Consider the following 19,623-nt stretch of genomic DNA (forward strand, 5'->3'; position numbering starts at 1 on the left):
GTCGAAAAAAGGCAATAACCCTTAACTTGATGGTATGGAGCGACAAGCTTATGCAAATATTGAAAATTCAACTGTTGAGATTATTGAGTGGATGCCCTGCTCAGATAATGCGTGTCGGCTGTCTTGGGCAGTTGGCGAAGCAGGTTGTAAGCTTGCGAGTTATATCCCAGGCAGGTGAGTGCCAGAGCGGTGTTGTAATCTTTATAATTGTTCAATAGGTGTAAGGCTTGGCGATACTCCCGGTTTTTGAGTAAGCGGATGGCGTTGGTATACTCTCTTCGCTGATCGTCGGTAAAACTTTGGTTGGCTATCAGCCGGGTGTCTGCCAGTTCGTCCATCGAAGAGATGATATAACTTAAAGTATCCGTTCTCCTTATATTATAGTTGCTGCGGTCGGTGGCCATGATACTGCCTTTTAGGGTTAGGCGCAGCTTCTTTAATCCGGGCGTTACCGGATAGCTTCTCGTATAGCGATAAGTGAAGTTGTACTCCGGAGCAATCACCGCATTGTAATGAGCTTCCGGACGGTAGGGTGCAGGCACCATACGGTTGAAAGTTTCTTCCAAACGGCTGCCTTTTATTTCGTTGAAGGCGATGCGCTCGTGCATTATATGCTCGGAGGCAATACGCAACGAATCTTCCTCTTCGGGCATCACCGGCTCGATATCTCCGGCCTGCAAGCCCGTCAGGTACAGATCCTGATATTTACCGGGGATCGTGCCGGCCGTTATCTGCCGGTAGGCAGGAGCCGAGGCAATGATGGCTTTGCGTTGCCGGCGGTATTTCTCTCCCAAGACAGTAGTATCCTGACCGGTTGCCAGTAGACGTGAGACCGATTGCCGGTAGCGCTGATCGTGGCTGCGCAGTTTCTTTTTTAGCTTGCCGGCTTGCTTGATGTTGTAAGCATCGTACTTCTCCTGCTCCTCGTTCTGCCACTTTATAAAGTCCTGATACTGGCTCCAACGGGTGTAGTAACTGCTTAACTCATTCTTGCGACGGCGATGAAGCTCTTTCTCCACGGCGTGGCGGTTGATGAAGGCTGTGTCATAACCGGCAGGGTCGATGATGGTAGATACGTATTCATTGTATCGTTCGTAATCCTGCTCTTGCTTTTCGATGAAGTGCTTGCCACGCAAGACAACGTCTTCCAGCATCACCAGCGAGTCGTTATGCAACAACTCGGGGATCAAAGAAATTTGGTAATCGTCCGAAAGGAACTCCTTGGGAATGTTGATCACGAAATCAATGCTGACATGACCTTCCCGTATCGGGGCAAACTTAGCCTTAGATACCACAGTAATGCTTGGTATGGCGTATACATGGCTGGTATCGAGCTTGGCAGGGGTTTGCTCGGCTTCATCCACTTCGGCATTCACCTCGGTACTGTAGCTTACCTGCTCGCTGAGCACACGTTGGCCGGTTGCCTCATTACCGTAGTGGGCGATGTTGATTCGCCCGGGCTGTAGGAACAGCCGCTCGGTGAGGTGTCGCTGACGGGTGGTGCTGCAAGAGGCGAGGAGCAACAAGATCAGTAAGACTATATATATAGGTATGGTTTGTTTCATTTTGTTTTTATTTCACCACAGATTAACGCGGATTTTCACAGATTAAGTTATAAATCGAGTTAAGTTCACCACGGAGGACACAGGGGACACAGAGTTTTTTAATTAAATAATTTGTGTTAATCTGTGATAATCTGTGGTTCAAAATCTCTCATTTCTTCTTCCGCTTCAACTCATCTTCTTTCCGTTTCTTCAGCTCTTCCAGATTATGGTTAGCCTCCTTCACTCCGGTAGTAGATGCCTGCGTAAGCAGTTCTTCTGCTCTCTGCAAGTCGCCTTGCAGCAGATATGCCACACCTAAGTTATTCCAGGCGGCAGGCAAGGTTTGGGCTTTCTCCAATAATCGAAGGGCCGTGTTCAATTCTCCATTTTCTATCAGCAGGGCAGCTGCGTTGCTCAATGCCGTAGCATCTTCTTCATAATATTTGGGAATAACCTCCATGATAATACGTTTGTATTCAGGGCTTTCTTTGTCGTAGCTTTCTGCTACGCGGAAGAGCTCCGCCTGAGAGAGGTTGCCCGGGTTGGTATTTACTAAAGAACGGGCTTCCACATTATTATAATTGCGCACCGAGAAATCGATTTGATACTCCACCCGGCGAAGCTCGGGGAAGAAGTCCTTTAACAGGGTGCTATAGCTGCCGGCTGTTTTCAGGCGCTGTTCGCGGATGTCGTAATCCTCGCGGCTGTCGATGATCTGCAAAAGCTGATCTTTGCGAGGCAGCTCACTGCTTTCGACGGCAGTTTTCAAGCCTTCCCAGTCTTCGGCAATCCAACGAACCGTGAAGATGTGTTCGGGAAGCATATAACGGGTTTTGATATATTCTTTCAAAGCAGTGGCACGTCCGCGAGCCAAACGCTCGTTACTACTGTAACGTCCTTCGGGAGAAGCGTAGCCTTCGATAAACAAACCGGTGATCTGGCTATCCATATCGGCCATAACCTCGTTCAGGGCATCGTTGATTTTACCAAGCTCCACCGGATTACGACGGAAGTCGGGAAGAATCACCGAGCGACCGCTCTGGAAGTCCAGAAAAGCACTACCTTGCCGGTTGCGTGTTTTCTTTTCTTCGCCGGGAGTAACAATGGCCACCTGCGGTTGCACCGCGTAAGGTTCGCGAGAAGCCATAGTTACTTTATCGCCCAGTGTGTAGGTATACAGGTATTGTTCGCCACCACAGCCCACGATTTCCTGTTTGAGAACCAATCGCGCGTTGTCCATCCACGACTCGTAGGGAACGCTAAAGAAATAAGTAATCTTTTCGTTGGTATACTTTCGCGTATTGACAGACAGGTAAGGTGCCCGGTAGGCCGACAGCCACTTATCGCTGCAAAGTTCGAAGAAGCGACGGTTCAGCCGACTACGGGTTTCGCCATTCACCTGTATATAAGGAAAGGTTATCTGATGGTTGTTGTCGTCTTTTAGTTCGGGTTCAAAAATCATGGCGGCACAAGAGGGCACCGTGCGTGAGTCGATGGAAAGATCGAAGGAAATACGCAAACTGTCGTTCTGCTCGTTGAATTCTTTTTGGGTCAGGTGGAAAGCGCCGCGGAAGTCCTGGGCGGAAGCCAAGGAGGCAGAGCATATAAATAATAACGAAAATATATAAGCTTTCATAAGTAACGGAAGTCTAAATTATTTTATAATATATATCAGCGAAACTGCTGCCTTGGTCACCCCCAGATAGTGTTTCTTATCACTCTTGAGTAACTCCCCACATTTCTTGCAGGGATATTTATCGTAGCTCAGGTAGGCATATCCCAGTCCGAGGGTAGCTTCTATGCTCCAACGGTTGGAGAGCATACGGTGGTAGCCGTAAGAGAAACCTCCGCCTGCCAGCCAGCCTTCGTAGCGACTGTCTTTCAGGTTGCCGCCAAAGGGTAGGTTGCCTACGTTGTACTGACCGTAGTGACCGTGGATACCCAGAAAATGACCCTGGAAGGCTTCGCAAAGCCAGTAGCGAAGTTCGGGTTGAACCAGAAAGTGTTTCCACTTACGGTTTTCATGGAAAGTCCAGGGGTTGTAGTTCACGGGAACATCCAGTGTATGCTTACGACCCGTCTTTACTTCAAAGCCAAGGTTGATGGTACCGGTAGCATCATACAACAAATTGCTTTTAAGAGCAAAGTGAGGAGTGCCGGGAACAACCCGACGGAAAGAATCCTGAGCAGAAACAATTGATAACTGCAAAAGGAAAAAGGCGAAAAAGGCAAATTTTAGTTTCATATAGTGTTTTTGCTTGTTGAGCGTTTTTGCTATAATAAGGCAGGGAGGCAAACCACTGCCGGTAATTTTGTCCGTTACTATACAAGTGACGGACATTTTAAAGCAGCACCACCGCTGAACAAACGGTAGCTTTTTTAAAGAGTCAGAGCGCTGACTAAAAAGCAAAGGGATGAGTATCCGAAGTTGCTGTAATTTAACTTTGGGATGCTAATTGCAAGGACTATATAATAGACTTTGCAGGGGAACTGTGTGGATTTGTTTACGCTGATTTGATAAAAAAGGATTACAATTATTCAACCAGAGTGTGTAATGACTTTTGGATTGCGGAGTAAAGCAGAATAGATCATTAATGTAATTATTCTAAAATCTCCTTGTCGGTTAATCTGAATAAACTATCTTTGTACATAGATAAACTTAAAGTAATTAAGGTATGCCCAATCTTTATATAGTATCCGGACCTAATGGGGCAGGAAAAACAACAGCCTCATTTACTGTCTTACCGGAGATGCTAAACTGTCGTGAATTCGTTAATGCAGACGAAATAGCACGAGGGCTTTCACCATTTAATCCCGAAAGTGTCGCAATAGAAGCAGGAAGGTTAATGCTCACGCGTATTCATGAATTGATGAATTGTGGTATTGATTTCGCTCTTGAGACCACACTTGCTACCCGGTCATATATATCTTTTATTCGTAAAGCACAAAAACTCGGATATGTGGTAACCTTAGTTTATTTTTGGCTTGACTCTCCTGCTTTGGCGGCTGAAAGAGTCGAGCAACGAGTTGCTTCCGGAGGACATAATATTAGCAAAGAAATCATTTATCGTCGCTACATATCAGGTATTTGCAATCTTTTTAGTCTTTATATAAAGGCAGTGGATAGCTGGATGATATTTAATAACTCTTATACTCCATCCGAACTAATAGCCGAAGGCACTTGTAGTGAAACTGTCATACTGAATCATGAAACTTATAATATAATAGAACGATGGACAACAAAGAAAGAACAGAACTCGTAGAGAAAATACGCCGCGGAGTAGCACTTGCTTATCGTCGTTTGATTGAGCAAAAGAAGCGTGAAGATGGCGAGCTAATTTTCTCTCAAAACGGGAAAATTGTTCGTGTAAAAGCGCGTGATATTGAACTTGAGAAAGAATAACTTCCTCTACCTCGAATGTATTTGAGGGGTTTTAGTTGTAGTAAACAACCCAGAGTAAAGCTTGAGCAATCACTCTGGGTAGAGAAACATGCTCTCCTTATCTAACCCTCGCAAAAGGTCTCCTCCACGAAGCGCTCTCCATCTCTGCCCTCACATCATAACAAGGGCACATTTTTATCCATTCGCATGGTTCTACAATGCCATTATTGTTTAAATCAGGGCTTAGATCCCGGTGACCACAAACCTCAGAGTCCGGATATTCTTGCATTAATAACTTTATTAATACCCGAAGAGAATACTTTTGCCATCTGGTACGGGTATCCTTGGGCTTACCTTTGTCATCAAGGCCTCCCTCATAACAAACGCCTATAGAATGAGAATTGTACCCTTTGGCATGAGCGCCAATTCTTTCTATGGGACGCATACGTTTTATATCACCATTCCGGCGAATGTAATAATGATAGCCTGCACCATTGAAACCTATTTGGCGGTGGTAACGGTCAAGATCGTGTTCGGTGAAAGAAACATTCTCGTAAGTAGCAGAGCAATGAATAACGATTAGATTGATTTTACGCATTTGATGAATGATTTTAGGTAATTAACAAGGCTTATGAATCCCCTTGCCTTAACTTCTCTTCAAAGGCCGTTGGTCTCTATGAAAATTCCCTATACGCAGGCGGTCCTCGTATTCTTATATTCCTTCTCATACCTTATTTCCTTTCTCTACAATCTGCCACACTACACTTTTGGCTTGTAGCCAAAGCTATTTCTTCCCTAAGTTCGCAAAGTTCAGTGTGCATTTCTTTTATCCGGTCGCTCAATTGAAAGTAGTCTTTCAGTATGCGCTCAATCTGATTAACCAAAAACTCAAACTGACCTGTAATCAATTCACTGAACTCCTTGAGCTTATGAATGTCCTTCTTCTTTAGAAAAGGAAGAATACCAAGCAATAGCTCTGAAATGTGTACGATAACTTGCTTCATTTTTCTTTTTTTAATGTGAGTACTAAATTCATTATTAAGCAGATGGATCGATAAAATCATCACCACCACCATTACCATCATCATTGCCGCCATCATTATTAGAGTCGTCACCTTCGTCTGAAAGGCTCATTTTCAACGACTTAAGATAGGTTTGTAAGTCCACAAACTCCAACCGGTTGCCTGCACGAGTAGACGTTAGATTAGGGCGTACACTGGTAGAAGGGCGAAAGTTGATGCGTACAGCCTTTATATTTTTGGCGGTACAATCCTTTTCTTCGGCAGCACCAACCGTACTGGCCGACAAACTAAACACTCCAAAGTTTTGGATATTCACCGAGTGGCCATTGTAAAGCGAAGAAAGCATAGCTTCCACAAAGTTTGACAGCACACTCAAAATATCTCCTTTAGACAAGGAGCTCTTTTCTTTCATCTCATAAGCAATGGTGTCTTGGTTTACACTCTTACCCAAAGTCAGTAATTCAGGGTAATAATTCTTTTTAGAAGGATCACGAGGATTCTCACGCAAAGTCTTTTTAAATACAATTGCCATCGTTCTTTTTTTTAATAAATAAATGTTTTTTCTAATCTCAGGGAGTAGTCGACTATCGTGATGCAAACTTACGATGCACCAAAAGCCACCTTATACGCAGATTCACGTAGAATCCTGTAGAATCGGTTATTAAAAATCAGTTCATTGTATGTAATTAGGAATATAAATATGCTGTATATGTAATAATATATTAGTTTATAAGAAAGGACATATAGAGAGCCTTTATTTTTATAAACTCATAAAATAGAAAAATGGACAACGAAAAAATGTTCGTAGTAAAAACCTACCTAAAGGCAGAGTTGGCAATGATGTATCATCCAACACTAAGTAAAGATGCGGCAATGTATAAAATGCGGCAGTGGATTCTGCACAATGATGAGCTCAGAGAAGCATATAGCAGGATTCAAGGAAATCCGCGCGATCATTATTATACGCCTAAACAGGTAGAACTTATTGTGAAATACCTGGGAGTACCCGTCTCACACACGTATTAAGCGGCACAAAAAAAGGTCGGACCTAAAGACGTAAAAGGTCGGACCTAACCATTTAAAAGGTCAGACCTAACAAAGCTTTAGGTCGGACCTTTTGCAAACCAAGCTCTGCGAAAAACGGTATTTATAAGATTTACGAGTTAATTATAGTTAATTCTGCTTTGCTAAAGTGTTTCTATTTGTAGCCATTTAAGATGGATAAAATATGGTTACGCTATATATTAAGTATACAATACTGTTAAAACGTAAAATCCGAAGAATAGATCAATTACCAAGTGGTAATTACCAAACATTTGTATAATTCAAACTAAACCTCTATGTTTGCACTCAGAAAATGTCCGTCACTTGTATAGTGACGGACATTTTTCTCTTTATTTACACATCCCAAGGCAACGTTCTCTTTATCAGTTGCTTTCTTTTTTTCCTTGTTTCCTTCCGATTCTCTGTTGAGTGCTGCTATCACTACATCGTTCGCTTTTCTCAATGTGTCATCGTTAAAGCTTTTCAGGTATATGTGAGTAACAGTCTCCGTTTGATGTCCCAATGCCTGGCTGATATGAGATGCAGGCACACCCTCATGGTGGGCGATAGTAGCCCAGGAATGACGGGAAACGTAGGTAGTGAGATTTTCCGTGATTTCCAACAAAGAGGCGATTCGTTTGAGTCTCCGGTTTTGGTTGCGCAGGGCACTTTGATACTGATCGTACGCCTCTTTCTCTTTTTCAGTGATAATAGGAAGTAGGTACAGACTTTCCTTGGATGTAAGAGCCTGGTACTTCAATAAAATCTGCTTAGCTTCTTCGCCAACAGGGGTATTAATATACGATTTGGACTTGCAACGGTAGTAGCTTATGTTATCACCTTTCCAATCGGTTTTGCGAAGAAATGCCAAATCTACAAAAGCGATACCTTGCAGGTAAAAGCTAAGCATAAACATATCTCTGCTGAATTCCAAGCCTTTTTTACCGGAAAGATCGGCTTCGCTGATCAGGGAGATGACGGCAGCAGACAAGGCGCGTTTCTGCGTAGGGGTGTATCCGGTAAAGGAGTTAGCGAAAAGATCGGGAATGTGTTTCACCAACTTCGCCTCTAATGCCTGATGGTAAAGTCTTTGGAGGATACTCATATAAAAGGAACCGGTATTGCTGGCTCTCCCCCGACCGGAAATCCACGACTGATAGTTGCTCAGCCAACTCTTCTCGAAAACGGTAGACAGTTTTAAGTTTTCTCCACCATACTCTAATACACTATTAAGGGTACTACGGTAAGCTTTGGCAGTACCACGCCGCCCCTCGTTGCGTAGTTCGAGGATCAGCGGCTCTACAAAATCTGATAAGTTCATAATTTGTGAATTTTAATTGGGTTTTCATTAAAACAAAGAATCTAAAGAAATCATTATTTCTTTAAGAATATTTTAAAAATAGGGAGAAAATGGAGAAGGAAAGGACAAATGTTTAGAAACAAGAAATTATAGATGTAACATATAAATGATTTATGTTCCGGATTGAAGAACAAAATAAATAAGAACTATTTCCCTCCTTTCTGAACTGTTATGAGTTAAGTTGAAATGGGTACGCGGAAAAAACGGAATGAGCGGATGAACGCGGAAGATATATTTCTGTACTTATGTGGCAAGAAAAAATAATTCCGCGTGTTTCTGCTCATTCCGCGTTTTCAGCGTATCTATCTTCATTTACTTTAATCAAATTTAACCAACAAGACGAATATCTTGCCAATATATTATTTTAAGTTTGTCATTGGTTTATAATGAATATAAGAAAGATGAAAGATAAAATTGTATTTATTACAGGAGCAAGTAGTGGAATTGGAGAAGCTTGTGCTCGCAAATTTGCTTCTCAGGGAAGTAAATTGATACTTAATGCCCGCAACATTACTAAGTTGGATGAATTGAAAAGTGAGCTTGAAACAAAATATGGAGTTCATATTTATACTCTACCATTTGATGTAAGAGATAAGAATGTAGTGATCAGTATGTTAAATAACCTACCGGATGAATGGAAAAATATAGATGTACTGATAAATAATGCCGGTCTTGTAATTGGAATAGATAAAGAATTTGAAGGAGAGTTGAATGAATGGGACATTGTGATTGATACCAATATCAAAGGGTTACTTACTATGACCCGGCAGATTGTACCCGGCATGCTGGAACGAGGAGCAGGGCATGTGATTAATATCGGTTCAATTGCCGGTGAGGCTGCTTATCCGGGAGGAAGTGTATACTGTGCCACTAAGGCTGCTGTGAAAATATTGACCGATGGCTTGAGAATAGACTTGGTTGATACTCCTCTTAAAGTTACTAATATAAAACCGGGCATGGTAGAAACAAATTTTTCGGTGATACGTTATAGAGGTAACAAGCAGGTGGCAGATGATTTTTATAAAGGTATACAGCCACTTACAGGAGATGATGTAGCAGAGTCTGTTTATTTTGCGGCATCGACTCCGCCCCATGTGCAAATAGCCGAAATTCTTGTGATGCCTACCAATCAGGCTACAGGGACAATCTCGTACAAAAAGAGTTTGGAATAAATCAGGAACTCACAGAAATTATTATCTTTGCAACATATTGATAAAGAACAAATTGTATTTATACTATAGATTATGAAAAAATTATTGATTATAGGAATGACTGCATGCGTTGTGTTAGCGTTTACATCATGCAAATCGAGCGAGAGTGCATACAAAAAGGCTTATAACAAGGCTAAGGAACAGGAACTTGCTGAACCACAAGACCCCGTACATGTAACAGAGATTGCTCCGGTTGTAACTGCTCCGGTTCAAAACACAACTACCACTCCTCCTGTATCAAATGTTGTAGTTAGAGAAGAGAAAGTAACTGTGGTTTCCGGTGATGATACTTTAAAAGATTACAGCGTGGTATGTGGTAGCTTTAGCGTAAAAGCCAATGCAGAAAATCTAAAGGATTTTCTTACAACAGAAGGTTATGCACCAACAATTGCATTTAATGCCGACGCAGCTACTTACCGTGTGATTGTTTCTTCTTATACAGATAAAGAATCTGCAGCTTATGCTCGCGATACATTTAAAAGAAGATACCCTAACCGTAAGGATTTCCAGGGTTCATGGTTGCTGTATCGCTTAAGATAATTACATTTATATAAGTACATTCACCACAGAGGACGCAGAGAGCGCAGAGGAAAAAAGTAAAAACTCCGTGCTCTCTGCGTCCTCTGTGGTGAATGTTTTTTATAAATCACAAAATAAAAAGAAGTAGTTATGACAATAGGACACGGTAAGAAATTTATTTCGCCAAATGCATGGTTCTCAATGATCTATCCTGATGGGTGGAATGAGTTTGAAGATGCAGAAGGAACCTTTTTATTTTATAATCCGAATCATTGGACAGGTAACTTTCGGATTTCTGCTTATAAACCCGAAAAAGCTGCAGGAGCAAATTCTTTTGGCAGAAGCTTTATGCAGGAAGAACTGGATAAAAACGAATCAGCTTCTTTCATCAAAGTTGGTAAGCTTGAGTGCGCATACAGCAAGGAGATGTTTCAGGAAGAAGGAACTTATTATGTGACTCATCTTTGGGTTACCGGAATAGATAATATTGCTTTTGAATGTACCTTTACTGTTCCTAAAGGAGAAAAGATAGAGGAAGCAGAGGCAGTAATTGCATCCTTAGAACTTCGTAAAGAAGGACAAAAATATCCGGCAGAGCTAATTCCTCTTCGAGTGTTGGAAGTGCATGAAATCAATGAGAGTTATGAATGGACTGTTGAGGTGATGAAAAAACAACTGAAAAAGGATTTTCAGGCTACAGAAGATGACGTGATAAAGATTCAACAGCTAATTGACAATAATATTTTTACCCCAAAGCAAAAGGATGCCTGGGTAGCTTTAGGAATTGCTATTTGTATTATTCTGGCTAATGAGGTGGAAGGCATGGAGTGGATGACATTGATAGATGGTAATCGGGAAGCTCCGGTTCTTAAATATAAGGACTCTGAGATTGTGGTTGATCCATTGTCTCTCATTTGGAGTAAAATAAAGAGAGGGCAGCCTTGTGATGTGGCAAGTGAGTATAAACGTATTTTAGAAAGTTTGTGAAAAGATGGTGAGTTATATGCAAGTAGATAATCTCACCAAATCTTTTGGTGATCTTGTCTTGTTTGAAAATATATCTTTTGGAATAGCAGAAGGACAACGTGTTGGGTTAATAGCGAAGAATGGTGCCGGTAAAACAACATTGCTTAATGTAATTACAGGGAAAGACGGCTATGATAGTGGAAGTATTGTTTTTCGTCGCGATCTTCGTGTTGCTTATTTATCTCAGGATCCTGTTTATCCGGAAAACTTAACCGTACTTGAAGCCTGCTTTTATCATGGCAATAGCGTTGTGGAGCTGATTAAGGAATATGAGCATTGCATGGAAACCGAAGGCCATCCCGGTTTAGAAGAGCTACTAATACGCATGGAACATGAGAAAGCATGGGATTACGAGCGGAAAGCAAAGCAAATTCTTTCTCAGCTTAAGATAAGAGATTTTAATCAACGGATCAAACATTTATCCGGAGGACAGTTAAAGCGAATAGCTTTGGCCAACACTTTGATAACCGAACCCGAATTTCTTATTCTGGATGAGCCTACCAATCATCTTGATCTGGATATGATAGAATGGTTGGAGGGATATTTGCAGCGTTCTAATATTAGCCTTCTGATGGTTACGCATGATCGGTATTTTCTGGATCGGGTATGTTCCGAAATATTAGAGATTGATAATCGACAGATATATCATTATAAAGGAAATTACAGCTACTATCTGGAAAAACGGGAGGAAAGAATGGAAGCTACGAACACCGAAATAGTTCGTGCCAACAATCTCTATCGTACCGAATTAGAGTGGATGCGCAGAATGCCACAAGCCAGAGGGCATAAGGCACGTTACCGGGAGGAAGCGTTTTATGAACTGGAAAAAGTGGCAAAGCAACGGGTGGATAATAGCAATGTAAAGCTTGAAGTGAAAGCTTCTTATATTGGTTCTAAAATCTTTGAAGCAGATCATCTTTATAAAAGCTTTGGAGATCTGAAAATAGTAGATGACTTTTCTTATATATTCTCGCGTTTTGAGAAAATGGGGATTGTGGGTAATAATGGTACTGGGAAATCTACCTTTATAAAACTCCTTTTGGGAGAAGTAAAACCGGATCGCGGTACCATAGATATAGGTGAGACAGTTCGTTTTGGCTATTATTCGCAAGAAGGGCTTCAGTTTGATGAACAGATGAAAGTAATAGACGTTATTCAGGATATTGCCGAAGTAATAGAACTGGGTAATGGAAAAAAACTGACTGCCTCACAATTCTTACAACACTTCCTATTTGCCCCTGAAACACAGCATAGTTATGTCTATAAACTGAGTGGGGGAGAGCGCCGCAGGTTGTATTTATGCACAGTACTAATGCGTAACCCAAACTTCCTGATTCTTGACGAGCCTACCAATGATTTGGATATTGTTACATTAAATATCCTGGAAGAGTATTTGCAAGCATTTAAAGGATGTGTGATTGTTGTCTCTCATGATCGTTATTTTATGGATAAAGTAGTAGATCATTTATTGGTCTTTAATGGTCAGGGAGATATTCGTGACTTCCCCGGTAATTACACCCAATATCGCGATTGGAAAGAAGTTCATGAACATCAAGAGAAAGAAGCCGAGAAACCACAGGAAGAAAAAACAACCCGTGTTCGTTTAAACGAAAAACGAAAAATGAGCTTTAAAGAAAAACGTGAATTTGAACAATTAGAAAAGGAAATTGCCACCTTGGAGGAAGAAAAGAATACCATCGAAGAAGCACTTTGTAGTGGTACTTTGTTGGTAGATGAATTGACTGAAAAATCGAAGCGATTACCAGTTGTAACAGATCTAATTGATGAGAAAACAATGCGTTGGTTGGAATTAAGTGAAATCGAATCATGAGTAACTTGACTAATTATCATAGTCATTGTTCATTTTGTGATGGTCGTGCTCCATTAGAGGAATTTATAAAGGAGGCCATTAAACAGGGATTTACTTCTTATGGAATATCCTCTCATGCTCCACTGCCATTCTCTACTCCTTGGACGATGGAGTGGGAGCAAGTACCTGCCTATTTGGAAGAAGTTACATCTCTCAAAGAGAAATATGCATCTCAAATAGAAATCTACACAGGAATGGAGATTGACTATTTAGATGAAGGGAGTAATCCATCGGTTTCGAAATTCCGCGATCTGCCTTTAGACTACCGTATTGGTTCAGTCCATTTACTTCATGATCATAAAGGTACTATTGTTGATATTGATTGTTCCGCCGATAAATACCGCACAATTATAGATGAGCATTTTTCCGGAGACGTTGTAGAGGTTATTCATCTCTACTATAAACGCTTGTTGCGTATGATTGAATTAGGAGGATTCGATATTGTTGGCCATGCGGATAAGATGCATTACAATGCTGCCGTTTATCGTCCGGGGCTGTTGAATGAATCCTGGTATAATACATTGATGCAGGAGTATTTTTCTACAATTGCCTCTAAAGGATATATGGTAGAAATTAACACAAAGGCCTTTCACTTATTGAAGACCTTTTATCCCAATGAACGTTATTTCCCTTTGTTGAGAGAACTAAGAATTTCTGTTTTAGTAAATAGTGATGCTCATTATCCAGATAAAATAAATGCCGGCAGAGTGGAAGCGCTTAATGCTTTAAAGAAAGCTGGATACACAACTGTAATGGAATTGCATGCTGGAAACTGGGAAGAGGTTTTTATCTTTTGATTTTTTTTAGCCACGGATGACACGGATTGCACGGATTTAATTACACGGATAAAATTCATCAAATAATTATCCGTGTTTTAGAATTCGTCTAATCTGCGCCATCCGTGGCTAAATATTTATCCTTGCTAAAACGAAATAAAAAAGGGGGGTGTCAATCAAATTGACACCCCCTTTCATTTAGAGCTGGAACTCTTTAGACCCCTATTTTATTCCAGAATCACTACACGGTTAAGTTTGTCTTTATCAAACATATTTGCTGTACCACCGAATCCTACGTATTCAAGTTGTGAAGCGCTTACACCTTCTTTGATAAGAGCATCATAAACATTTTGAGCACGTTTTTCAGACAGTTTTTGATTCCAGCTTGAGCTACCTGTTGCTTTGTCAGCATATCCGGCAACTTTGTACTTCTTATCAGGATTAGCCTTGATGATCTTAGCAGCCAACTTAACGTTAACCATTCCGTAGTCATCAATGTTAGTTTTACCAATCATGAAGAAGATAGCACGAGGACCAACCACCTGAACTTCTTTAGTAACTTCTTTAACTTGACCCTTAGCGTTAGCAAGAGCGTTTTTGGTTCTAGCCAATTCGTCTTCTGCTTCTGCCAATGCTTTTCTGTATTTGTTGATTTCAGCATTGATAGCATCTTGGTCAATTTTAGAATTGCAGTTAACAAATTTCTTTCCACCGAAAGTATAAGTAAGACCAGCTGTTAATGATACAGCTCCATCAGTACTTGCACTTGTTAATTTACCAAATTGAGATTGAGCAAGTTCACCTCTTGCTTCGATATTGATATCGATATATTTGCTAACATTGAACATACCGAGTAAACCTACCGAACCATTAACATAAGCTTTTACTTTGCCATCATCTACATATCTTGTGAATTCACGAGCAGGGTCTTCTACTAAAACCTGGCTGTTATACATCTTTCCAAAAGTAAGTCCAGGTCCTCCAAATATTGATAAAGTGAAAAGACGATCAGGATTATAACCACCGATTGCATTAGATAGGTTGAATAATGCATCAGCATGAAGAGTTGCGTAGTGTTTTTTTATTTTCACTACTTCTCCGTAGGTTACTTTATCATTTGCATCTAAAGAGAAATTTCCATAATCAGTTCTTACTGCAGTTTCCCAACCAGTAGCCTGACCACGAAGTCCCCATACAGGAGAAAACCATTTACCTAAAGACAAAGTCACTTTGGGAGTGATAGCTTTTGTCCAACTGTTGTCAAAATTGTCGCCGTTGGTGCTTACCTGTGCTCCGCCACCAACGCTGATAAAGATGTTATCTCCAAACTTTTCGCTGAAGAATTTCTCTTTAGTCTGAGCTGTAGCAGTGACTGCTGCTCCGGCCATCATTAAAGATAAAATTGCTATTTTACTTTTCATTGTTTTTAATTTTTTTATATTTCAACTCTTTTTCTTTTTATTTGCTCCGACCATTTTCTTACTTCAAATGTATTAAGAAAGTAAGACCGCCGGTGAAGTATTTCATTTTTTGCATTTCTACCTGCGCGTGCAAATGGTTGAAAAGCAAATAGGTGGCTCCAAACGCAAAATCTTTTGAATCGTGCTCTGCGATGATTCGTAAGTCGGGTGCAACACTTGGAGAATAGGTTATTCCACCTGCCAACCCATTCAAATTATAATCATTTCTACGATTATAAAGGTAGGAAAGATGAACTCCTATTGTTTCTTTACCAATTTGAAAGTGTTTTGTTCCTGCAATGTAGAAACGGCAAAAATAACCATTCCCATCTGTGGGTGAAGTTACGCCTCCACCTGATCCTGTATAAGGATCTGATGTACCAAGTACTATTGCAGGTGCATGCTTCCAAAATTGCCCTTCTTTCAAAGCTCGCAGTCGAACAGAAAAAAATCTGTCCTGGTTTGTGAAACCTGAGTAACCATACTGTGCCAATCCTAAATGTTCCGCTTTAAAAAGCGTACAGGTATAAGCGACTTCCAAAAACGGAAAGATGGTTACATTCAAAAAGTAATTATACGTATGGTAGTACCAAGTAGGAGGAGTTATCTCCTTGTTCATAAAGTTACCCCCAATCATTACTGTTTTGTCTCGTTGCATCTCTGCAGAAGGAACATGCAGCAATCCGGTTGTACCATAAGTTAATTGTGCCGAAAGCATAAAATGACAGCATAAAAATAAACAGATAAAAAAGATCTTTTTCATGTATTAGCTATTATTTTATGGCTTTCGAGTGTTTTTAGTTGATAGGAGCTATGATACCACCACCAGCATTGTCATCATTACCATGTCCATGTCCATGATATTGTTGTACATTTTCTCTTTCAGGTGCTAATTCATAAGCATAAGGATATTTAACTTTTACAGTGAAAGTGTCATCTCCATAAATAAACTTATGTGTATCAGTGTAATACTTAGTTATAACAGTTAAAGACTTTAAAAAAGTGTTAGCAGGTAGGCTAAATTGGAAAGTATGATAACCCTTAACAAAATTTTCGTCTTTATCAACTTTCAAAGGAATATAACGACCTTTTAGGAAGTTAGTAATATAAGCTTTTAATTCAGCTGAAGCAGCAGCTCTTGTTAAATTTACTAAATCACCTCCCTCAATAACTACACCTCCAGTATTTACTTCAATGTCAACATAGTATTGCCAATCTTTATTTGTAGTATTCACAATGTCCAAAGATTCTTTATGTTCATCAGCTTCATATTTTTTTGGTGTTGTTCCTGCATTTTCACTGGATGACACTGTTCTTACACCTTCTGGCTTAAAATCTTTTGGATTTAAAACTTCATTAAACATATAAGCTGCAGATTGACCTTTGCTCAATTGAGTAACTACTAAAGAACGAGCAACTGAGGCATCATATTCATTGGTGTTTTTGGGAGTTACAACTACTGAATAAGTTGTGGCCATAACATTTTCATGTACACTAAAACCACCAGCAGCATCTGTTTTTGTTGTAACTGTTGATCCTGTAGCAGTAAATGTAACTGTTGCTTCTGCAATACCTTTGCCTGTAATCAAGTCTGTAACAGTTCCAGCTATTGTATACACTGGCTCTGGCAATTCTGTAGGTTTAGGGATATACACATCCTCTTTGTCTGATTCATAACAGCTTGTAAACATTGTGCCGCTAATGGCCAATAAGGCTAACGCTAATTTAGCATTGAAACCAAATAATTTACTTTTCATTTTCATCTCAATAAAATTAATAATTTAATAATTCTGATTTAATAAAATATGGGTTATATTCTAATTCATAAGCATAAGTACTACTTAATTGAGGCGTATATGATTTACCATAATATCGTTCATTACCTCCATTGTATGACATACCTAAATATTTTGCAGGAGTTACCCTTACATGTTTTCTTTTATATTTTCCATAAGGCGGCAAAGCTATTTGGAAGTAGAAACCCCCATTCTTTTTGGCATGTTCGGCTTTCATGGCATAAAGACCAATGGCTGCATGTTTGAATTTTCTCATCAAATCAAATCGAACACCTTTCTCGCCTAATAAATATTGTTCTACTTTTGCGCTAACCTGAGTGTTATACTTAGGCCAGTAAAAGTTAGAACCCACAGTCCACGTTAACCTTTTGAGAGGGCTGACATGCCATACAAAATCTTCAAACTTTGAAACTCCTGTATAGCCGATTCTTCCTTCAAAAGAAAAACGTTCATCTTTTATAAGTATATGTTTCGCTCTTAAATCTGCTCCCCATCGTTGGGCATTAAATGTACCAACCGATGCAGTTAAGAATGTATTGTATGGCAACCTCATAGATTGTGCTACAGTTATATAACCTTGTCTGACGTGTGTGTATTGTGTACCTCTAAAATAACTTTTGTGATTATTGTAAATCGGAAAAATTATTTGTCCGGTGAATTTCATTCCTTTCCAAAGTGAAATTTCAACGGCGGGGCTTAAATTAAATAGAACCTGATATACTTGCGTAAGAACCAGGTTTTGAACAGTAAGCTCCGGATACACCACCACATCTACCTTATATAAAGAACTGTTTTTTCTTTTTTCTTTTTTAACCTTATCCCAGCTTTCCCCCAATTCATAGCTCACATCCCAATCCTTCCGGCTGGCAGTGGGTATAGTATCGCTCAAAACGGGCTTATAATAAAGAGAAATCTGGGGAACATTATTTTCGACAATGATTAAACGACAAGACTTTCTATCTGGTAAGCCTGTTTGTTGTATTTGATCTATTGCTTTTCCTACACCAACTCCGCTTAGTCGGTATGCCGTATTTTCCACTACGTAAACGCGTTCCTCATCATCTTCAGTCCAACGTACATTTTCGAAGCCCATTCCTACTAATGCGTTAACAGTTGTCTCTCCAGATTGGCATATACCTTCCATGGAAATAAAACAGAATAACAACAATAATGTTTTGCGCATTGCGTAGTTAATTTTTAGTTTTTTTCTCATCCGAGAGTTTACACTAATTCACTTTTATAAAAACATGCACTTCGATAAATGCAAAATATGTTGCAAAAATAGGCACAATTTTAAGAACTCCAAAGAATTTTACTAGAAAAAGGTGAATGTAGATTAATTATTTTCGAATTTCATCTTTTTAGGCAATGCTTGTTCTATTTCATTAATATATTGTAATTTTGCGGGTTGATTATGAGTAGAATACTTGCGATAGATTATGGACGGAAACGGACGGGCTTGGCTGTGAGCGATCCTTTGCAGCTTATAGCTAATGGGCTTACAACTGTTCCTACCCATCAGCTTTTGGATTTTCTTCTTAATTATTTGTCGAAAGAGGCTGTGGAGCGGATTGTTATTGGAATGCCTATGCAGATGAATAATGAGGAGTCGGAGAATGCCGGTAGGGTAAAGGCTTTTGTGCAGACACTGAAAAAAAGAGTGAATAATATTCCTATAGAGCTTGTAGATGAGAGGTTTACCTCTGTTTTAGCTCATCGAACAATGTTGGAGGCGGGGCTGAAAAAAAAGGACCGGCAAAATAAAGCATTGGTTGACGAGATTAGTGCAACCATTATTCTTCAAACTTATTTAGAGAATAAGCGTTTAATGTGATTTATGTACAGATTTAAAATAAGTGTAATATGATCTTACCTATTTATGTATACGGTCAGCCTGTATTAAGAAAAGTGGCTGAAGATATAACTCCGGATTACCCAGAACTGAAGGAGTTAATTGAGAATATGTTTGAGACAATGTATAAAGCAGAAGGGGTAGGGCTGGCTGCACCGCAAGTTGGTCTTCCTATTCGGGTGGTAGTTATTGATTTGAATATATATGCCGATGATGAACACCCGGAATTTAAGGGTTTTCGCAAAGTTTTTATAAATCCTCATATTCTGGAAGCGGAAGGCGAAGAAGTATCTATAGAAGAAGGTTGTCTGAGCCTGCCCGGTATTCATGAGTCGGTGAAGAGAAAGAATAAAATCAAGGTGAAGTATATGGATGAAAGCTTTGTTGAGCATGAAGAAGAGGTCGAAGGCTATATAGCACGTGTAATGCAACACGAGTTCGATCATTTGGATGGGAAAATGTTCATAGATCACATCTCTCCTTTGCGTAAGCAGATGATAAGAAGTAAATTAAATGCGATGTTAAAGGGTAAAGCCCATTGTATCTATAAGGTTAAAACAGTGAGAGCGAAATAATGCACTTGGCTTTTTATCCCTTTCAAAAAGACCCGGGTGTTTTGACCGAAAAGACCCGGGTCTTTTTAATAGAAACACCTGGGTCTTTGTAACCATTCGGTGTCGTACATCCCTTCTGATTTTTATATTAAAAGAAACCGCCCATGCTTGGATTAAGCCTGAGCGGTTTCTTCTTTCTTGTTCCTA

Annotated in this window: 21 protein-coding genes; 10 read left to right on the forward strand and 11 right to left on the reverse strand. The window is 40.0% G+C overall.

The features are described from left to right. Positions 1-80 precede the first annotated feature (80 nt). From D0T60_RS17930 to D0T60_RS17940, 3 genes are all read right to left on the reverse strand, one after another. Entirely contained in the window at positions 81-1,136 is a 1,056-nt protein-coding gene (locus D0T60_RS17930) for a hypothetical protein (protein ID WP_163219763.1), read from the reverse strand. Between the two features lie 577 nt (positions 1,137-1,713). Then, on the reverse strand, positions 1,714-3,180 hold the full coding sequence (locus D0T60_RS17935; protein WP_163219765.1) for a DUF3868 domain-containing protein: 1,467 nt from the start codon (positions 3,178-3,180) through the stop codon (positions 1,714-1,716). A gap of 18 nt (positions 3,181-3,198) precedes the next feature. Continuing rightward, complete coding sequence (locus D0T60_RS17940; RefSeq protein WP_163219767.1) at positions 3,199-3,789, reverse strand: DUF3575 domain-containing protein; 591 nt, start codon at positions 3,787-3,789, stop codon at positions 3,199-3,201. A gap of 430 nt (positions 3,790-4,219) precedes the next feature. Between D0T60_RS17940 and D0T60_RS17945 the strand changes: the two genes are divergently transcribed. Together D0T60_RS17945 and D0T60_RS18665 are read left to right on the forward strand one after the other, a co-directional pair. After that, positions 4,220-4,807: a zeta toxin family protein gene (locus tag D0T60_RS17945; RefSeq protein WP_163219769.1), complete on the forward strand. Its 588-nt coding sequence runs from the start codon at positions 4,220-4,222 to the stop codon at positions 4,805-4,807. After that, entirely contained in the window at positions 4,777-4,947 is a 171-nt protein-coding gene (locus D0T60_RS18665) for a hypothetical protein (RefSeq protein WP_203558371.1), read from the forward strand. Before D0T60_RS17945 ends, D0T60_RS18665 begins: the two co-directional genes overlap by 31 nt. Positions 4,948-5,044: 97 nt before the next feature. On the opposite strand, the gene D0T60_RS17950 is transcribed toward D0T60_RS18665, so the two are convergent. The 3 genes from D0T60_RS17950 to D0T60_RS17960 form a co-directional block, all read right to left on the reverse strand. Then, positions 5,045-5,524: an N-acetylmuramoyl-L-alanine amidase gene (locus D0T60_RS17950; RefSeq protein ID WP_163219771.1), complete on the reverse strand. Its 480-nt coding sequence runs from the start codon at positions 5,522-5,524 to the stop codon at positions 5,045-5,047. Between the two features lie 133 nt (positions 5,525-5,657). Beyond that, entirely contained in the window at positions 5,658-5,930 is a 273-nt protein-coding gene (locus D0T60_RS17955; RefSeq protein ID WP_163219773.1) for a hypothetical protein, read from the reverse strand. A gap of 34 nt (positions 5,931-5,964) precedes the next feature. Next, positions 5,965-6,480 (reverse strand): HU family DNA-binding protein, encoded by a 516-nt coding sequence (locus D0T60_RS17960; protein WP_163219775.1) that lies wholly within the window; start codon positions 6,478-6,480, stop codon positions 5,965-5,967. 251 nt (positions 6,481-6,731) lie between these two features. Between D0T60_RS17960 and D0T60_RS17965 the strand changes: the two genes are divergently transcribed. Further along, complete coding sequence (locus D0T60_RS17965; protein WP_163219776.1) at positions 6,732-6,974, forward strand: DUF4248 domain-containing protein; 243 nt, start codon at positions 6,732-6,734, stop codon at positions 6,972-6,974. Between the two features lie 304 nt (positions 6,975-7,278). Here D0T60_RS17965 and D0T60_RS17970 read toward each other — a convergent pair whose 3' ends face one another. Further along, positions 7,279-8,313 carry a site-specific integrase gene (locus D0T60_RS17970; RefSeq protein WP_163219777.1) on the reverse strand — a complete coding sequence of 345 codons (1,035 nt, stop codon included), beginning with the start codon at positions 8,311-8,313 and terminating at the stop codon, positions 7,279-7,281. A gap of 440 nt (positions 8,314-8,753) precedes the next feature. Between D0T60_RS17970 and D0T60_RS17975 the strand changes: the two genes are divergently transcribed. The 5 genes from D0T60_RS17975 to D0T60_RS17995 all read left to right on the forward strand — a co-directional run bounded on the left by D0T60_RS17975 (position 8,754) and on the right by D0T60_RS17995 (position 13,775). Beyond that, positions 8,754-9,524, forward strand: a complete 771-nt coding sequence (locus D0T60_RS17975) for an SDR family NAD(P)-dependent oxidoreductase (protein WP_163219778.1) — start codon at positions 8,754-8,756, stop codon at positions 9,522-9,524. Between the two features lie 72 nt (positions 9,525-9,596). Beyond that, entirely contained in the window at positions 9,597-10,103 is a 507-nt protein-coding gene (locus tag D0T60_RS17980) for an SPOR domain-containing protein (RefSeq protein ID WP_163219779.1), read from the forward strand. Positions 10,104-10,232: 129 nt separating this feature from the next. Then, positions 10,233-11,069: a DUF3805 domain-containing protein gene (locus D0T60_RS17985; protein WP_203558372.1), complete on the forward strand. Its 837-nt coding sequence runs from the start codon at positions 10,233-10,235 to the stop codon at positions 11,067-11,069. 4 nt (positions 11,070-11,073) lie between these two features. Next, entirely contained in the window at positions 11,074-12,939 is a 1,866-nt protein-coding gene (abc-f, locus tag D0T60_RS17990) for a ribosomal protection-like ABC-F family protein (protein ID WP_163219780.1), read from the forward strand. After that, on the forward strand, positions 12,936-13,775 hold the full coding sequence (locus D0T60_RS17995) for a histidinol-phosphatase (protein ID WP_163219781.1): 840 nt from the start codon (positions 12,936-12,938) through the stop codon (positions 13,773-13,775). The genes abc-f and D0T60_RS17995 overlap by 4 nt, the downstream gene beginning before the upstream one ends. Before the next feature lie 206 nt (positions 13,776-13,981). Here D0T60_RS17995 and D0T60_RS18000 read toward each other — a convergent pair whose 3' ends face one another. From D0T60_RS18000 to D0T60_RS18015, 4 genes are read right to left on the reverse strand one after another with little or no spacing between them, the layout of a single operon-like run. Further along, positions 13,982-15,175, reverse strand: a complete 1,194-nt coding sequence (locus D0T60_RS18000) for an OmpA family protein (protein ID WP_163219782.1) — start codon at positions 15,173-15,175, stop codon at positions 13,982-13,984. A gap of 58 nt (positions 15,176-15,233) precedes the next feature. Next, a complete protein-coding gene (locus D0T60_RS18005) occupies positions 15,234-15,977 on the reverse strand; it encodes a YjbH domain-containing protein (protein WP_163219783.1) in 744 nt (247 codons plus the stop codon). A 34-nt stretch (positions 15,978-16,011) separates the two neighbouring features. Next, positions 16,012-16,971, reverse strand: coding sequence for a carboxypeptidase-like regulatory domain-containing protein (locus D0T60_RS18010; RefSeq protein WP_239059602.1), 960 nt, complete (start codon positions 16,969-16,971; stop codon positions 16,012-16,014). Positions 16,972-16,987: 16 nt separating this feature from the next. After that, positions 16,988-18,223, reverse strand: a complete 1,236-nt coding sequence (locus tag D0T60_RS18015) for a hypothetical protein (protein WP_163219785.1) — start codon at positions 18,221-18,223, stop codon at positions 16,988-16,990. 201 nt (positions 18,224-18,424) lie between these two features. Between D0T60_RS18015 and ruvX the strand changes: the two genes are divergently transcribed. Beyond that, positions 18,425-18,844 (forward strand): Holliday junction resolvase RuvX, encoded by a 420-nt coding sequence (gene ruvX, locus D0T60_RS18020; protein WP_163219786.1) that lies wholly within the window; start codon positions 18,425-18,427, stop codon positions 18,842-18,844. A 29-nt stretch (positions 18,845-18,873) separates the two neighbouring features. Then, on the forward strand, positions 18,874-19,437 hold the full coding sequence (def, locus tag D0T60_RS18025) for a peptide deformylase (protein ID WP_163219787.1): 564 nt from the start codon (positions 18,874-18,876) through the stop codon (positions 19,435-19,437). The last annotated feature ends 186 nt before the right edge of the window (positions 19,438-19,623 follow it).

It is taken from the genome of Bacteroides sp. 224, assembly GCF_010500995.1.
Taxonomy (GTDB): domain Bacteria; phylum Bacteroidota; class Bacteroidia; order Bacteroidales; family Bacteroidaceae; genus Bacteroides.

Coding starts and splice junctions, on each gene's coding strand:
- D0T60_RS17945 (WP_163219769.1), top strand. CDS start 4,220: ATGCCCAATCTTTATATAGTATCCGGACCTAATGGGGCAGGAAAAACA.
- ruvX (WP_163219786.1), top strand. CDS start 18,425: ATGAGTAGAATACTTGCGATAGATTATGGACGGAAACGGACGGGCTTG.
- D0T60_RS18000 (WP_163219782.1), bottom strand. CDS start 15,175: ATGAAAAGTAAAATAGCAATTTTATCTTTAATGATGGCCGGAGCAGCA.
- D0T60_RS18005 (WP_163219783.1), bottom strand. CDS start 15,977: ATGAAAAAGATCTTTTTTATCTGTTTATTTTTATGCTGTCATTTTATG.
- D0T60_RS17950 (WP_163219771.1), bottom strand. CDS start 5,524: ATGCGTAAAATCAATCTAATCGTTATTCATTGCTCTGCTACTTACGAG.
- D0T60_RS17955 (WP_163219773.1), bottom strand. CDS start 5,930: ATGAAGCAAGTTATCGTACACATTTCAGAGCTATTGCTTGGTATTCTT.
- D0T60_RS17935 (WP_163219765.1), bottom strand. CDS start 3,180: ATGAAAGCTTATATATTTTCGTTATTATTTATATGCTCTGCCTCCTTG.
- D0T60_RS18010 (WP_239059602.1), bottom strand. CDS start 16,971: ATGAAAAGTAAATTATTTGGTTTCAATGCTAAATTAGCGTTAGCCTTA.
- D0T60_RS17940 (WP_163219767.1), bottom strand. CDS start 3,789: ATGAAACTAAAATTTGCCTTTTTCGCCTTTTTCCTTTTGCAGTTATCA.
- D0T60_RS18015 (WP_163219785.1), bottom strand. CDS start 18,223: ATGAGAAAAAAACTAAAAATTAACTACGCAATGCGCAAAACATTATTG.
- D0T60_RS17970 (WP_163219777.1), bottom strand. CDS start 8,313: ATGAACTTATCAGATTTTGTAGAGCCGCTGATCCTCGAACTACGCAAC.
- D0T60_RS17980 (WP_163219779.1), top strand. CDS start 9,597: ATGAAAAAATTATTGATTATAGGAATGACTGCATGCGTTGTGTTAGCG.
- D0T60_RS18665 (WP_203558371.1), top strand. CDS start 4,777: ATGGACAACAAAGAAAGAACAGAACTCGTAGAGAAAATACGCCGCGGA.
- D0T60_RS17985 (WP_203558372.1), top strand. CDS start 10,233: ATGACAATAGGACACGGTAAGAAATTTATTTCGCCAAATGCATGGTTC.
- def (WP_163219787.1), top strand. CDS start 18,874: ATGATCTTACCTATTTATGTATACGGTCAGCCTGTATTAAGAAAAGTG.
- D0T60_RS17975 (WP_163219778.1), top strand. CDS start 8,754: ATGAAAGATAAAATTGTATTTATTACAGGAGCAAGTAGTGGAATTGGA.
- D0T60_RS17965 (WP_163219776.1), top strand. CDS start 6,732: ATGGACAACGAAAAAATGTTCGTAGTAAAAACCTACCTAAAGGCAGAG.
- abc-f (WP_163219780.1), top strand. CDS start 11,074: ATGGTGAGTTATATGCAAGTAGATAATCTCACCAAATCTTTTGGTGAT.
- D0T60_RS17960 (WP_163219775.1), bottom strand. CDS start 6,480: ATGGCAATTGTATTTAAAAAGACTTTGCGTGAGAATCCTCGTGATCCT.
- D0T60_RS17995 (WP_163219781.1), top strand. CDS start 12,936: ATGAGTAACTTGACTAATTATCATAGTCATTGTTCATTTTGTGATGGT.